The organism is Pseudoalteromonas apostichopi (genome assembly GCF_030297135.1).
In the GTDB taxonomy this organism is placed as follows: domain Bacteria; phylum Pseudomonadota; class Gammaproteobacteria; order Enterobacterales; family Alteromonadaceae; genus Pseudoalteromonas; species Pseudoalteromonas apostichopi.
Map to the genome: position 1 here is coordinate 879724 of NZ_AP028065.1, position 14340 is coordinate 894063.

12 protein-coding genes are annotated in these 14340 nt (G+C 40.6%); 2 read left to right on the forward strand and 10 right to left on the reverse strand.

The features are described from left to right. Positions 1 to 682: 682 nt before the first annotated feature. Together QUE86_RS03960 and QUE86_RS03965 are read right to left on the reverse strand one after the other, a co-directional pair. Positions 683 to 1678 (reverse strand): replication protein RepA, encoded by a 996-nt coding sequence (locus QUE86_RS03960; RefSeq protein ID WP_000172730.1) that lies wholly within the window; start codon positions 1676 to 1678, stop codon positions 683 to 685. Positions 1679 to 1690: 12 nt separating this feature from the next. Beyond that, positions 1691 to 1918, reverse strand: a complete 228-nt coding sequence (locus QUE86_RS03965; protein WP_001069954.1) for a helix-turn-helix transcriptional regulator — start codon at positions 1916 to 1918, stop codon at positions 1691 to 1693. Between the two features lie 85 nt (positions 1919 to 2003). On the opposite strand from QUE86_RS03965, the gene QUE86_RS03970 reads away from it, so the two are divergent. After that, positions 2004 to 3059 carry a transcriptional regulator gene (locus QUE86_RS03970; protein ID WP_286259330.1) on the forward strand — a complete coding sequence of 352 codons (1056 nt, stop codon included), beginning with the start codon at positions 2004 to 2006 and terminating at the stop codon, positions 3057 to 3059. A gap of 118 nt (positions 3060 to 3177) precedes the next feature. Here the strand turns inward: QUE86_RS03970 and QUE86_RS03975 are convergent, their stop codons facing one another. The 6 genes from QUE86_RS03975 to guaB form a co-directional block, all read right to left on the reverse strand. After that, positions 3178 to 5019 carry an AAA family ATPase gene (locus QUE86_RS03975; protein WP_286259332.1) on the reverse strand — a complete coding sequence of 614 codons (1842 nt, stop codon included), beginning with the start codon at positions 5017 to 5019 and terminating at the stop codon, positions 3178 to 3180. Continuing rightward, positions 5019 to 5453 (reverse strand): ABC-three component system middle component 2, encoded by a 435-nt coding sequence (locus tag QUE86_RS03980; RefSeq protein WP_072668755.1) that lies wholly within the window; start codon positions 5451 to 5453, stop codon positions 5019 to 5021. The genes QUE86_RS03975 and QUE86_RS03980 overlap by 1 nt, the downstream gene beginning before the upstream one ends. Next, positions 5453 to 6460 (reverse strand): ABC-three component system protein, encoded by a 1008-nt coding sequence (locus tag QUE86_RS03985; protein ID WP_222802950.1) that lies wholly within the window; start codon positions 6458 to 6460, stop codon positions 5453 to 5455. Before QUE86_RS03985 ends, QUE86_RS03980 begins: the two co-directional genes overlap by 1 nt. 242 nt (positions 6461 to 6702) lie before the next feature. Further along, positions 6703 to 7890, reverse strand: a complete 1188-nt coding sequence (locus tag QUE86_RS03990; protein ID WP_286259337.1) for a tyrosine-type recombinase/integrase — start codon at positions 7888 to 7890, stop codon at positions 6703 to 6705. A gap of 307 nt (positions 7891 to 8197) precedes the next feature. Then, on the reverse strand, positions 8198 to 9775 hold the full coding sequence (guaA, locus tag QUE86_RS03995; protein WP_130050772.1) for a glutamine-hydrolyzing GMP synthase: 1578 nt from the start codon (positions 9773 to 9775) through the stop codon (positions 8198 to 8200). Between the two features lie 100 nt (positions 9776 to 9875). Then, positions 9876 to 11345 (reverse strand): IMP dehydrogenase, encoded by a 1470-nt coding sequence (gene guaB, locus QUE86_RS04000; RefSeq protein ID WP_054551225.1) that lies wholly within the window; start codon positions 11343 to 11345, stop codon positions 9876 to 9878. Between the two features lie 134 nt (positions 11346 to 11479). Here guaB and xseA point away from each other — a divergent pair, with 134 nt between their 5' ends. Next, entirely contained in the window at positions 11480 to 12814 is a 1335-nt protein-coding gene (gene xseA, locus QUE86_RS04005) for an exodeoxyribonuclease VII large subunit (RefSeq protein ID WP_286259341.1), read from the forward strand. A gap of 2 nt (positions 12815 to 12816) precedes the next feature. On the opposite strand, the gene QUE86_RS04010 is transcribed toward xseA, so the two are convergent. After that, a complete protein-coding gene (locus tag QUE86_RS04010) occupies positions 12817 to 13404 on the reverse strand; it encodes a hypothetical protein (RefSeq protein ID WP_256854185.1) in 588 nt (195 codons plus the stop codon). A gap of 86 nt (positions 13405 to 13490) precedes the next feature. Then, a complete protein-coding gene (gene cysE, locus QUE86_RS04015) occupies positions 13491 to 14315 on the reverse strand; it encodes a serine O-acetyltransferase (protein ID WP_130050769.1) in 825 nt (274 codons plus the stop codon). Positions 14316 to 14340 lie beyond the last annotated feature (25 nt).

The window sequence follows — 14340 nt, forward strand, 5'->3', positions numbered from 1 at the left end:
ACTTTGGTTTTATCACGGAAAGTTATGCATGCCCTTGTGCATTTCTCTGTATTTAACTGTTTATTCCTGTGTAAACCTGTTTAACCGATAAGTGCGCCACTTATCACGGTATGACACCGCACTTATAGTGATTTAATAGCGCTAAAATAGCGGTCTTATAGTGATTTATCTGTATTGGCTTTACTCAATATCACGACACAGAAAAACACAGCTTTCCTACACTTTCCGCTCTAGGCTAAATTCAAAGCCTTCGTGTTTAACTGCCCCTCAAGTGTCAATGAATGTTTAGACGTCAAGGAGAAAAAATAAAAAAATGCTTTATTTTCATTAAGTTAAAAATACATAACTTCCAAAAAAATGATTTCATTGACAGTTTTAAGCCATTTATTTTTATCAATCTTATCCACAATATCTGTTTGCTTAACTACAGGTTAATTTTTATATAGGTATACCTACAGGAAAGTACTATAGGGGGTTCTACAACCACCTGTTATTAAAAAGATTTTTAGCACTTCGCGGGACAGAACATGCGCACTCCGGGACAGAACATGCGTAAGCCGGGACAGAACATGCGCAAAATACCCCCTTTAAAGCGGGACAGAACATGCGTGGATAACTTTCTAAATACCCAGGCTTAATAACATCAAGAATGGTGCGTACATAATGTTTCATGCCGCTCACTCTACCTCTTTGTCCGTCGAGGTACTTGCGGAGCACTTGGTTTCAAAAGCAATCCTTTTTCGGTTGAAGTAGCATCTAGCTCTGGCCATGCATATTGAACCTTTTTAAGCCCGTCGAGAAACCGTTTTCTGAAATCTCGATGCCCCTGAGAAGTATTAGGATAATTGGCTCCTATTTGGTCCATTAGCCCTTCCCAAGGAATGACTGTTGAACGTTTTAAATAGCTGACTCGGTATGTTGCCCAGCAATATATATCGAGAGCCATAGGAGAACGCTTAATCAACCGTAATACCCTCATATCTAGAGGAACTGGTTTATCTGTTATCAGTTGAAAAAACTTTGGCGACAGATCTACCCAAGAGCCCCATAATGAATTTTGATCTGGATGCTTTGTGCTCCACCATATATGTGAAACATCCGCTACTCTGGCACCAATCTCATCCTCAGAAATATATTCATCACCTTCATTATGTTCCGTAAACATAACGCTAATGGTGGTTTTAAAAAGTTTGCTCATCTGCTCACGCAAACGCGGAATAGAACCATCTTTCCCCCCAGTTCCCGATAACCCTAGTTCGGCCATAAAGCTTCTCTGAGAATTCCCTAATTCAAGCCTACGCGCCTCTGTCTCACCGATATAACCCTTATCCAATCTGGACTTGTTTCTTACTGCTTGAGTGGTCATCCAAACCAGAAGCAAACGTGCATAGCAACCGTAAGGCAAACCTACAGATGAGGGGGCCATCATGTGCATTGTGAAATTACCATTCTTCCGACTCCACTCATTCGATTCTGGCTTACTGTGCGGTATGGTTGCTTGAATCAGAAGCCGAGCAATAAAACCGAGTTCATTAGCCTCCTGAGCACTGCACTCCTGGATTGCTATGATGTTGTCTATATATTTCGTGCTTAGATCTAGTTTACCGCTGGCACCCGAGGCACTTTTTTGCCGAGTAGTTCCCCTAGCCTGAACATCCGTTACATCTTTAAGCGTCATGTGAACTCAGACTTACCAAATAAAACCAGGTCTTGCGGCTTTTAACGCAGACCTACGCTTTTCTTCTATCCAGTTCTCCACTTCAGCCAGGTCCCAAGCAACACTTCGGCTGGTCAGAACAATACGACGAGGAAATTCACCCCGCTGTTCCAGGTTATAGATGGTTCGATCAGACAAAGGAATCATGCTGAGTAAGGTCTTGCGATTTATCAGCGTTTTGTTTGTCATTGATGGATTCATAACCCTCTCCTTTTCAACATTCTTGGGTTGATAATGCCAGGAGCTGCCTGTAGATTAGACTAATCATTGGACAAAAAAGTTGGATATGAAAATATTTGAAACTGAGATGGATGCGTCAGAACGACTAGGTCAGTTTTATATCCCTGTATGGGAGAATTCTGACAACTCTGTGGCAAATGCCATTCGCATTTTTAGGGAGAAATGGCATTCATACTCGGAAGAGTCTAAAAGCCACAACATCATAAACTTGATTAAACAGGTGATTGATCCCGTGGTATCGGAATACTTGAGTAGCCTTCCAAGCCAGTATTTGTCCTTTTGCCCTATCTCAAGAGAAAAGTGTAACTATAGTGACCTCATCAAGTTGAGAGGTTTTCGTTATACGGTCGACCAAATTCACTTTTATTTACGCGACTTTGTTGATAAGAGTTCCCACACAGAGCAAGACATAATATTCATATCGACTCAAGATATGCTCAAATCATTGTTTATGATTTGTGAAGGAAAGAAACCTAATAGGTCAAAACTAGCGCCTGATATCAGTTTAAAAGCGGATAAAAAAACACGAATATGTCATCTGTGTGGAAACCCAACAGAGTTTTCACAGTTCATGCACGCATGGACAAAAAACGGATATATTGAGAGAGAAAACAATGATAGTGACAATGATGAAAAAGAAGGAAAGAAAAAGCGACCAGATCTGAGTACGAATTACTGTCTAAACCATCGTCCCAAGCTTCATGATGGTTCTTGGAATTCTCTATATAAGCAAGCCAAACGCTCTGCAGAACAGTTTGAGCAAGAAGTCTTGAGATTACGACGCCAAATCGCGCATCCAGACCGTCATAACGCTAAGTCCGGAGATAGATTAATTGATGAGTACTTTTACCACTACATGCTGGACTCTTCACTGAACCCAACTAATGTGCCCGAACTGCGCGACTTAGCCCGAAAGATGGTAGATTCTCGGCTAACGGACAATAAAAAACGCATGCTGGTTCTTCGTAAACAGAACCACTCTAATAAACAGATTGGTATATTGCTGGGTGAAATCACTGGTAAGCAGTTGTCAAATCAAGCTGTTTCGAAAGCGATAAAGTCAATTCGTGAAGAGTTTCTATTATCTGGTTCGAAGACCTAAAAATTTTAGCGGCTAAAAGCACTAATTGACTACCAAAGATTCAATTAGGCTAAAGAAGTAACTAAAGAATACGTTAAACCTATTCCACCACTAAGGTTTAACGTACTACCTTATAACTTTAGAGTAAACCAGCCCTTTGACCATTTTCAGCATTATTACCGTAAAATGTATCTACACCAATACTATTTGTGATCGAATCGGGTATATCTATATTTTCGACAATAATAAATTGCCCAATATTATTTTCGGCTAAATATTTTAAGAAATGATAACTAACCTTAGTATTTGCCAACTCTTTCTCATCATCATCTAAATCTCCATGTTTACTTTTAAATGGATCTCTATAAGTAACTAAAGGAGAATCGAGCACAATAATCCCTGGGTGGTAAAGGCTACTTTCCTTACAGTGTTTAAGGAGAGCAATTTTAAACACTGAATGTAATATTGCCCTAACTCCTTTACCATTTAAACTTCTAGGCTTACCATCGATAACCACATCAAAAGTAGAAAAGTCGAAAGAAACCTCATTATTACCAGGAAAATTTATTTGATTTAAAATATCTTTATATATCCTACAAAAATTGTCTATAGCTTCATTTTCAGGATAAAAATCATGGGATTTATATTTCTTCGGTGTAGAGGCGACTTCTGTTTCTTGGAGTCTTTTATAGAAAAGATTTATACGTTCAAGCAATCGGATATCTGATAAAACAAGATTTCGCTCTTCCGTCAACTCTGATATTTTTTTATCAATAATCTTTATTTCTGGAGTTCTATTTTCAACTTCATCATCTATACACTTCAAGTCATAGCTTAAGCTTTGCGATCTTGAATAATAAGTATCTAGCTGGGATTTTAATTTTAATCTTGTTTCATTTAACTCTAATAATTTATATTTTATTTTTTTAATTTCTACTTGAGATGATTTAGCTAATTTTTCAACATCCATCAAGTCTTCACATATTTTCTCTGGTGTCTTACCGCAATGTTCACATTGAGCATGATGTCCGACGCCTAATAGGAATGCAGCTTCCTCTTGAGAACTCAATCTTTCGATATCGCTAATATATATTTTCTCTAATATTTCAAAATTAGCTAGATTTGATTTAATATTATCATTTCTTTCATCAACACTAATTAATTCATTGGCAATATTTCTTTTATTCTTTACAACTTCTGATAGAGACTCTTTCATCAAACTCATACTATGATTCAACTTTTCTATCGTACTATCTAGCTTAACCTCTCTTTCTTTAAGATCTTCATAACTCTCATCTTTAAACATCAAATCAGATTGTAAAGTCTCTACAACATCTCGTAATACATCTAACTGCCCTTTCTTTTCGCTCTTAAATTCATTACCACGAACTACAGTTTTTACGTTAGAGTCATCATTTCCAGTAAGTAGAAACTTAAATATATTTTTATTTTTACTATCTTCGCTAGTATCTCCAACGACAATCGGAGAATTAGAACTGATTATTTTCTCCTCACTAGAAAAGAAAACCCTTGATAATAATCGTATTGTAAGAGAACTTTTTTCACCATATAGATTAGATGATATTTCTACATCCCTTAAACCACTTAGATAAAAGTCACTAATATTTTTTACTGTTTTTGTTTCTTTTCCTACTTTAAAATAGCTATAAAATTTTTCACCATCTTTTTCTTCAACGAAATCATGATATATTTCAAAAGAGTTCGAGGGCCATTTTCTAAAAACAGTATAAGGTTTACTATTTAGATAAAGCTGCATTACTACTTCTGAGTATTTTTCACTTTCTGGTTTAACCTCTTTAAGCTCCTCAGAACCAAACATATAATCTATAGCTTCAATTAATAGAGATTTCCCTGTATTCGAGGCACCATGCACAATATGAAGGTGATTGGAAAAATCAATCGATGCTTTATTATCATCACCAATAAATAGTATTTTATTTATAAAAAAACCAGAATTCATTAAAACACCTTATTTTCCAGAGTTATGTTAAACTTTTCAAATCCATTTTTGTTTAATTCTTTTGCTAGCCATTCTGATATTGTAATTAATGATAACGAATAATTGGACTTCATTAGATCTAAGTAAGGACTAACATACTCTGATGCTTTATAAGCGACTCCATTATTTGTGTAATCAACTTCGACAAGCCCAAACTTTCTCATAAGATCAAGTCCTGATCTGACTTTCTCTCTACGGGAAAAGTATTCCCCTTTTCGATTAGGTGTTACTGGATGAAGACTTTCCGGGCCACCAAAGTCACTAGAATGAACAAGTATGAAATCAATTTTCATCAATCCATCAAAATCCATACTCTCTGGAAAGTATGAATCAAGAAAGCAGATAGTCCTAACACCGGCTTCTAACGAGCTATTGAAAACATGTGTATTGGACATTATTTTTTCCTCCAGTGTAACTTATCTTCATTAGCAAACTGATGACAATACCCTTGTTTGACGTCTATCTTTCCATGAATTGCTAATTTACCAGATGGCTGTAGTTTTCCAGCTTCAGACAAGACAGTACACATTCTTATAAATGAATTAGGATAATCTAACCTAAGAGTTGGTTTTACACCTTTAAGTATTTCTTTCTCAAAACAATCTAAAACACCATCTACTGTATTATCTCTATAAAATAAACGAAATGCTTCTGCACTATAAAAACGTTCTCTTTGCTCCACAAAGTCTTCTTCAAACTCATCATGACCAACCACCTCTTCTGGCTTTGAGTATATTATTTGGTCATGATCACTATAAGCATCTAGAATTTTATTAACATAATTTAGTTCACTATCGTCGATATTTTTAGGAACCTCTACAGCTGGAGCACTAGGAAGCTCCCCACCATATAAATCGACTAAAATTGCTCTAAAATTCGAATCATCGACTATATCATCTATTCCAATAATACTTACAGAAGAGAAATCATAACTTAAAATAAATCGTTCCAGCTCTGGTTCGAGAATGATTTTCTTACCATCAACAATAGTGTCTTCACAATATTTACCCCAGTTTTCTATTAAACCTTTCTTCAATTGTGAGGGGTTTAGTATCCAAGTTCTAAGGTTTCTATTAATACCTTTTGGCGCTACAAAATAGTAATTTTTTGGTTTTGAGAACTCACCTAAGTAAGAATAATATAATATTTTTCCAAGCTCATGCATTCCTTTATCTGTTGGGACTGCTTTATTGTATTGTTTGCATTGATAGTTATCCCAATCTCCTTCAAATTTATTTGGAGTATAGAAACCTATTACGTCACAACCTCTATCACCGGCTCCCGCAGGCCGATGTACTGAGGCATACTTACTTGATTGGGCGCTTACCCACTTTCTAACCAATATCTCCAGTTCATCCGAACCCATTGATAGAATATAACGTGTGTAATCAAATATGTTCACATTCTCGTCCTAATGATTGATTAAGTGGACAAGCCTCTGCCTGCCGCCATTTCCCTACTTATCGTCATTACAGCGAACTACTCAAATAATTGAAGTTACTATATTATTGACTGGCATAGGTATTCTATCATTTGAAAACTCTAGAACTATTCAAACTAACACATATGACAAAAAAAATTTGCTCAAAAGTAAATTTTATTGATCTAGCTATTGCTATAACCCTGATTCGCTCATCTACATATCTAGACTGTCCACTCATCAATCATGTCAGCCCAATCCTGCAACATGGCCGCGCGCTGTTCTCGGTACTCGGCTTTGTTGTAAACCGCCCTCACCCCTTTCTGTTCGTGCGCCAGGCATTTTTCTATCCAATCCGTGTTGTATCCAGCTTCATGCAATAAGGTGCTCGCGGTTCGACGCAGGTCATGCGGCCCAAACTTACTTAGTGACAGACCTTCCTTTTGCGCGGCCTTGTATGTCAAATCCATGACTCGGTTCATCGTCGCACTACTCATGGGAGCATCAGAGTCATAACGGGAAGGAAGAATGTAATCAGACCCACCGGCAAATGTCTTCAAGGCAATAAGAATGTCCATCGCCTGGCGTGACAAAAATACCAGGTGAGGTTTTCGTCGTTTCATTCTTTCTTTCGGAATCGTCCACAACGCTTCGCTAAAGTTAATTTCACTCCAGGTCGCATTGGTTAATTCGCTTTTGCGTACCATGGTCAGCAAAAGCAACTTTACCGCAGCACGAATCGAAGGCGTGGTTCCTACCTTTTCCATATAGCGGTACATCAAACCGATCTCAGCCGGTGTTAACGTTCGGTCTCTTGGCTCAAACCGCGCGATACTTGCGGGCCGAACCAGGTCTGCTGGGTTCTCAACTTTCTGCCCTCTCTCAATCGCCCATCGATACACCTGGAGTACAATGTCACGCGTATGCACAGCCGTTGCGGGCGCGCCACGCTCTACTATGGCGTCAGTCAATGCTCGTAAATCTTCATGTGTGATTTCTGTTAGCTTCTGATTGCCAAATTTTCCCTCTAACTCTCGGGCATAAACTGAGCGACGCATATCCCGGGTAGAGTCGGCCATCTGATAGCCACGTAGCCATTTCTGAGCCCAGGCACCAAAGGTTTCAGCATCTTTCGTTCTCGCCTTAGCACGAGCTTTCTCTTTGGCCGGAGACTTTCCATCAGTAACCATTCGCTTCGCTTCATTGAGACGCTCACGAGCTTCAGCTAACGTGATGCCTCCTACTCCGTAGCGGCCAAAGGTAATGGTTTCTTGCCTGCCATTGATCGAGTAGTTGTAACGAAAGGAGATAGATCCCGCGGTGGTGACGGCAACATAGAGGCCATCACGGTCATTGACTTTGTATAGTTTATCTTTGGGTTTGAGATTGCGTAGCTTGGTATCAGTCAGCATGTTTCGACCTTTTATTCTTGTTTGATACCATGCTGAAAAACCTCTAAATAATAAGAAGTTAATCTTTATAAAACAGATAGATATAAAAATTTAATACCATGCCCCATCAAAAACATTCAGCATGGTATCGGGCGTAATCCATGGCATTACCGATGAATCATACCCATCAAAATACCACGGTCAAACCGTGCTTGGCGTTGCCAGACATTGCCAAAAATGACTAGGCCAAAAACAAAAAAAGTCCGCAATTACGCGGACTTAAGTATGATTTAGTGCTTGTTAATGCCAGACCTTTCTTAAAGGAGCATTATTCCCACTCAATTGTTGCCGGTGGCTTACCTGAAATATCGTAAACAACACGTGAGATACCATCGATTTCGTTGATGATACGGTTTGAAACCACACCTAAGAATTCGTAAGGTAAGTGTGACCAACGTGCCGTCATAAAGTCGATTGTCTCTACACAACGTAGTGATACAACCCAGTCGTATTTACGTGCATCACCCATTACACCTACCGATTTAACTGGTAAGAATACAGTGAATGCTTGGCTTACTTTATGGTATAGCTCAGCTTTGTGTAGCTCTTCGATGAAGATAGCATCTGCACGACGTAGTAAATCACAGTACTCTTTCTTGATTTCACCAAGTACACGAACACCTAAACCAGGACCCGGGAATGGGTGACGGTAAAGCATGTCGTAAGGCAGACCAAGCTCAAGACCAATTTTACGTACTTCATCTTTAAATAGCTCACGTAATGGCTCAACAAGACCCATTTTCATGTCGTCAGGTAAACCACCTACGTTGTGGTGAGACTTGATTACATGTGCTTTACCTGTTGCTGATGCAGCAGATTCGATTACGTCTGGGTAGATAGTACCTTGACCTAACCATTTAGCGTTTTTCAGCTTTTTAGCTTGCTCGTCGAATACTTTAATGAACGTATGACCAATCGCTTTACGCTTATCTTCAGGGTCAGACTTACCTGCTAAGTCTGCTAAGAATTGATCTTCAGCATCCACTTTAACAATGTTTAGGCCAAACTTGTTGCCAAACATGTCCATGACTTGCTGACCTTCGTTTAAACGAAGAAGACCGTTATCAACGAATACACATGTTAGCTTGTCGCCAATTGCACGGTGAATAAGCATAGCTACAACAGATGAATCAACACCACCTGATAAACCTAAGATAACTTCGTCATCACCTACCGTTTCTTTAATACGCTCAATAGCATCGTCGATGATTTTAGCGGGTGTCCATAGCTTTTCACAGCCACAGATATCAATCGCGAAGCGCTCAAGTAAGCGTAAACCTTGGTGAGTATGAGTTACTTCTGGGTGGAACTGTACGCCGTAAAAACGTTTTTCTTCCCAAGACATTGCAGCATGCGGACACGTTGATGTTTTAGCAGTTGTTTTGAAAGTCTCTGGTACTTCCATCACTTTATCGCCGTGGCTCATCCAAACGTCTAGTACGCCTGCACCGCCGTCAGTAATGTGGTCTTCGATAGCATCGAATAACGCACAGTTACCTACTTTTTCAACTTGCGCATAACCAAACTCTTTCTTATCAGAGCTGTGTACGCTACCACCTAGTTGCGTTGCCATTGTTTGCATGCCGTAACAGATACCAAGTACTGGAACGCCTGCGTTAAATACATACTCAGGAGCACGTGGGCTGTTTTCAAGTGTTGTAGACTCAGGGCCACCCGACAAAATAATACCTTGTGGATTAAATTCGCGGATTTGCTCTTCAGTTACATCCCATGCCCATAGCTCACAGTAAACACCAATCTCACGTATACGACGTGCGATTAACTGTGTGTATTGCGAACCAAAATCTAAAATGAGAATTCGTGAATCGTGAATGTCTTTGCTCATGGAGTATCTCGTTAGTCAGGAACTGCTCTCCCAAAGGGAGATGATCAATAAATTAGGGCTAGCAAATGCTAGCCCATGTAATTTCAATACCTTAAGGTAATTAACCTAAGCGGTAGTTTGGCGCTTCTTTGGTGATTTGCACGTCGTGAACGTGTGACTCACCCATACCAGCTGAAGTAACGCGAACAAATTGAGGTTTAGTGTTTAACTCTTCAATTGTTGCACAGCCTGTTAAGCCCATTGCACTGCGAAGACCACCCACTTGTTGGTGAATGATTGTCGCGATAGGACCTTTATAAGCAACACGGCCTTCGATACCTTCAGGAACAAGCTTGTCTGCTTCGTTCGATTTTTGGAAGTAACGGTCTGATGAACCTTCTTTTTGGTCCATAGCACCAAGGCTACCCATACCACGGTATGATTTGTAGTAACGGCCTTGATATAGCTCGACTTCACCCGGTGCTTCTTCAGTACCCGCTAACATTGAACCAACCATTACACATGATGCACCCGCAACAAGTGCTTTTACGATGTCACCAGAGAAACGAATACCACCGTCAGCAATAACAGGAATATCACGGCCTTTTAAGCCTTCAACTGCGTCAGAAATAGCAGTAATTTGTGGAACACCACAACCTGTTACGATACGAGTAGTACAAATAGAACCAGGACCGATACCTACTTTAACAGCATCAACACCTGCATCAGCAAGGGCAATCGCGCCTTCAGCTGTTGCAACGTTACCCGCTACGATTTGTAAATCAGGGTATGCTTGACGTGTTTGTGCAACACGGTCGATAACACCTTGAGAGTGACCATGTGATGTATCGATAAGTAGTACATCAACACCTGCTTCAACAAGCGCTGCGATACGCTCATCGGTACCCGCGCCAACACCAACAGCTGCACCTACACGTAGACGACCTTGCTCGTCTTTACATGCATGCGGCTTGTCTTGTGCTTTTTGATAATCTTTTACAGTGATCATGCCTTTAAGTTTAAATGCATCATCAACTACGAGAATTTTTTCGATACGGTGCTCGTGCATTAGACCTAAGATTTCATCACGGTCTGCACCCTCTTTAACAGTCACTAACGATTCTTTTTTCGTCATTACTGTAGATACAGGTTGCTCAAGCTTAGTTTCAAAACGCATATCACGGCTTGTAACAATACCAACAAGGTTATTGTCAGCGTCAGTTACAGGGAAACCTGAAAAACCTTTGTCTTCTGAAAGCGCGATAGCATCAGCAATTGTAAGATCCGCAGTCACAGTAACAGGGAAAGAAACAATGCCCGCTTCGTAAGTTTTTACTTTACGAACGTTTTTAGCTTGCTCTTCGATTGTCATGTTCTTGTGGATGAAACCTAAACCGCCCTCTTGCGCTAAAGCAATCGCTAAGCGTGCTTCTGTTACAGTATCCATAGATGCTGAAACTAACGGCAAGTTAAGATTGATACCACGCGTTAAGCGAGTTGAAATATTTGCCGTGTGTGGCAAAACAGTAGAATGACCTGGTACTAAAAGTACGTCGTCAAAGGTAAGAGCTTCTTTAGCGATTCTTAGCATAGTGCAACTTCTCACATGTGGATCTGAGTATAAGGAATTGCGGCCAAATTTTATCAGCGTTGTGAGCACGAGTAAATAAAATTATTCATTTATTTGTGTTAAAGTACACACAGAATTTGTTACTGGGGTTATTAATGGCTTTTACGCACTCAACACAGCCTGTTTACACGGTCTCGCGCCTAAATAAGGAAATTCGCCATGTTTTAGAACAAGGCTTCTCATCGCTTATCTTAAATGGTGAAATTTCTAACTTTATAGCCCCTGCATCTGGACACTGGTACTTCACTCTAAAAGACGACCGAGCACAGGTAAAAGCGGCGATGTGGCGCGGCAATAATCGCGGCCAAACTTTTCGCCCAAGCAATGGTGCACAAGTAACTGTGCGCGCCCGCGTATCCTTGTATGAACCCCGTGGTGATTATCAGCTGATTGTTGAGCACATGGCCCCTGCTGGTGAAGGTTTATTAAAACAAGAGTTTGATGCGCTTAAAATGCGCTTAGCTGCCGAAGGCCTATTTAGCTCAGCTCACAAAAAACCATTACCAACCAATATCAATCGTATTGGGGTGATTACCTCAGCCACTGGGGCAGCTATTCGCGATATTCTTACCGTACTAAAACGCCGTGCTCCGCAGCTTGAAGTCGTGATTTATCCAGCGATGGTACAAGGCGCAGATGCCCACAGCCAATTAATAGAAAAAATAAACATCGCCAATCAGCGTAATGAAGTGGATGTACTTATATTAGGTCGCGGTGGTGGTTCACTCGAAGATTTGTGGTGCTTTAACCATGAGCAATTGGCTCGCGCCATTTTCGCAAGTCACTTACCAATCGTTAGTGCCGTTGGTCACGAAGTCGATACCACAATAAGTGACTATGTAGCCGATATTCGTGCCGCAACCCCTTCGGCTGCTGCTGAGCTAGTTAGCCCAAACACGGAAGAGCTACATAATAAAGTTACGCAGTTAGTTAGGCACTTAAATCATGCTTTTAAACATTCCTTGGCAGTAAAGCGCAGTACTGCAACACAATTTGAGCATCGCTTACAACTTTGCCATCCACGTAATCAACTCAATCAGCAAGCGCAAAAATTAGATGAGCTTAGTTTAGCCTTGCATGGTGCAATGAATAACAAAATTCAGCGATATGAGCGAGTACTTGCTAACTTAACACCACGCTTGATGCAACGTTCACCTGAAAATCAGCTCGCAAAAAACGAGCATCAGCTCGCGCAACTACACGCCCGACTGAGACAAACGATGCAGCAGCAACTTTCAAGTTCACGCAATCAGCTTTCTTTGCAAGCGAGCCGCTTAGATTCTGTAAGCCCACTCAGTGTATTAGCTCGTGGTTATAGCATTACCAAGAACCAGCAAGGCAAAGTGGTGAAATCAGTTAACGATGTAAGTTCAGGAGAGTTTATAACCACCGAACTTACCGATGGTCAGCTGCACTCGAAGGTCGTTTAACTTTACTCGGTACTAGCGATAACGGTTAGACTGCCATCACTCGAAGTGCTGGAAGTAAATTTAAACTGCTTCCACCAGCTTTGTTCCATCATTTTATCGCCTAAATCACGCCAATAACGACTTGGTAAGTCATCTACACCCTCTGGTTGCAGTAGCTTAAACTGACAAACGGAGCTTTTGCACGTTGCGATTTTTAGCTCTGGTTGTACAGGTAAATCTGCCATGATTAAAAAATCGCTCATCGCAGTTTCAACTTGGTAAGCCCACGCTTCATCACGAGATTGCTCTTCTAACAAGGTATAAAGTTCTTCAAGATGTGAATCAATTTGCTGCGGGGGAATTGCACTTGAACGGTAGTTAGCAATCACAGCTTGTTGGCTTTCAACTTGTAGCTTTAGCTCAGCAATTTGTTGTTCAAGCTCACTTTTACTCAGATTTTCTGGTACGTCAGCTTTAGGTGCAGCGATTTTTTTAGCATTCACAGGGACTACCGACTTGGTTTGCTGTGGCGCCTCAACAGTTTGCGCTTCAATAAATTCTTGCTGGTGAGTTTGAGTCTGTTCTAGTGGATTAGACTGAAAGAGTGACATAGCAAGAGCGCCACAAAAAAATGACGCTATAACAGCTAATCCGAAGGATAATTTAGACAATTCCATTGCTCTTTATTGATGTAAAACTACAACATAGCACTGGTGTGTGAGGCATTACTAGCGGTAGTTGTGCCATCATCTAAAAAGTTTTGGTTCATGCTTTCGGCTGGACAGGGACAGCTCGGTTTGCCGACCACTTTAGCAGGTACCCCAACCACAGTTGTGTGTGCAGGAACCGGACTTAACACCACTGAATTAGCACCAATACGCGCCCCCTCACCGACTTCGATGTTACCTAGTACTTTAGCACCTGCGCCAATCAATACACCGGCACGTATTTTAGGGTGGCGATCACCTTGTTCATTACCTGTACCACCTAAGGTTACAGATTGTAGAATCGAAACGTTATCTTCGATAACTGCAGTTTCACCAATTACAATCCCAGTTGCATGGTCAAACATAATACCATGACCAACTTTACAAGCAGGATGGATGTCAACGCCAAATACTTCTGAGGTTCTGCTCTGAATGAAACGAGCAAGCTCTTTTCGGTTTTGTTGCCATAAGCAGTTTGCGAGTCGGTGTGCTTGTATTGCATGGAAGCCTTTAAGGTTCAAAATAACAGTTAAGTAACTATCGGCCGCAGGGTCGCGATCTTTAACTGCTTTTATGTCATGAGCCACATGTGTCAGCATGAGGTCACATTTAACAAAGGCTTGATCGAATAATTCACGGATAGTAAATGCTGATACCACCGCATCTGCGAGTTTATTCGCGACAATAAAGCTAAGCGCCGAACCTAAGCATTCATGATTTAACACACACGAATAAACGTGACTTGCTAAAAGCGGTTCACGGGAAACGACTTCGTTTGCTTCATCTCGAAGCTTTTGCCAAATTTCATGACGCATAATATTGCCTTTCTGGTTGTACCTA

Bases quoted from the DNA above. Each gene is read 5' to 3' on its own strand.
- QUE86_RS03980 (WP_072668755.1), bottom strand. From the start codon at position 5,453: ATGTCCAATACACATGTTTTCAATAGCTCGTTAGAAGCCGGTGTTAGG.
- QUE86_RS03990 (WP_286259337.1), bottom strand. From the start codon at position 7,890: ATGCTGACTGATACCAAGCTACGCAATCTCAAACCCAAAGATAAACTA.
- QUE86_RS03960 (WP_000172730.1), bottom strand. From the start codon at position 1,678: ATGACGCTTAAAGATGTAACGGATGTTCAGGCTAGGGGAACTACTCGG.
- guaB (WP_054551225.1), bottom strand. From the start codon at position 11,345: ATGCTAAGAATCGCTAAAGAAGCTCTTACCTTTGACGACGTACTTTTA.
- QUE86_RS03970 (WP_286259330.1), top strand. From the start codon at position 2,004: ATGAAAATATTTGAAACTGAGATGGATGCGTCAGAACGACTAGGTCAG.
- xseA (WP_286259341.1), top strand. From the start codon at position 11,480: ATGGCTTTTACGCACTCAACACAGCCTGTTTACACGGTCTCGCGCCTA.
- QUE86_RS04010 (WP_256854185.1), bottom strand. From the start codon at position 13,404: ATGTCACTCTTTCAGTCTAATCCACTAGAACAGACTCAAACTCACCAG.
- cysE (WP_130050769.1), bottom strand. From the start codon at position 14,315: ATGCGTCATGAAATTTGGCAAAAGCTTCGAGATGAAGCAAACGAAGTC.
- QUE86_RS03965 (WP_001069954.1), bottom strand. From the start codon at position 1,918: ATGAATCCATCAATGACAAACAAAACGCTGATAAATCGCAAGACCTTA.
- guaA (WP_130050772.1), bottom strand. From the start codon at position 9,775: ATGAGCAAAGACATTCACGATTCACGAATTCTCATTTTAGATTTTGGT.
- QUE86_RS03975 (WP_286259332.1), bottom strand. From the start codon at position 5,019: ATGAATTCTGGTTTTTTTATAAATAAAATACTATTTATTGGTGATGAT.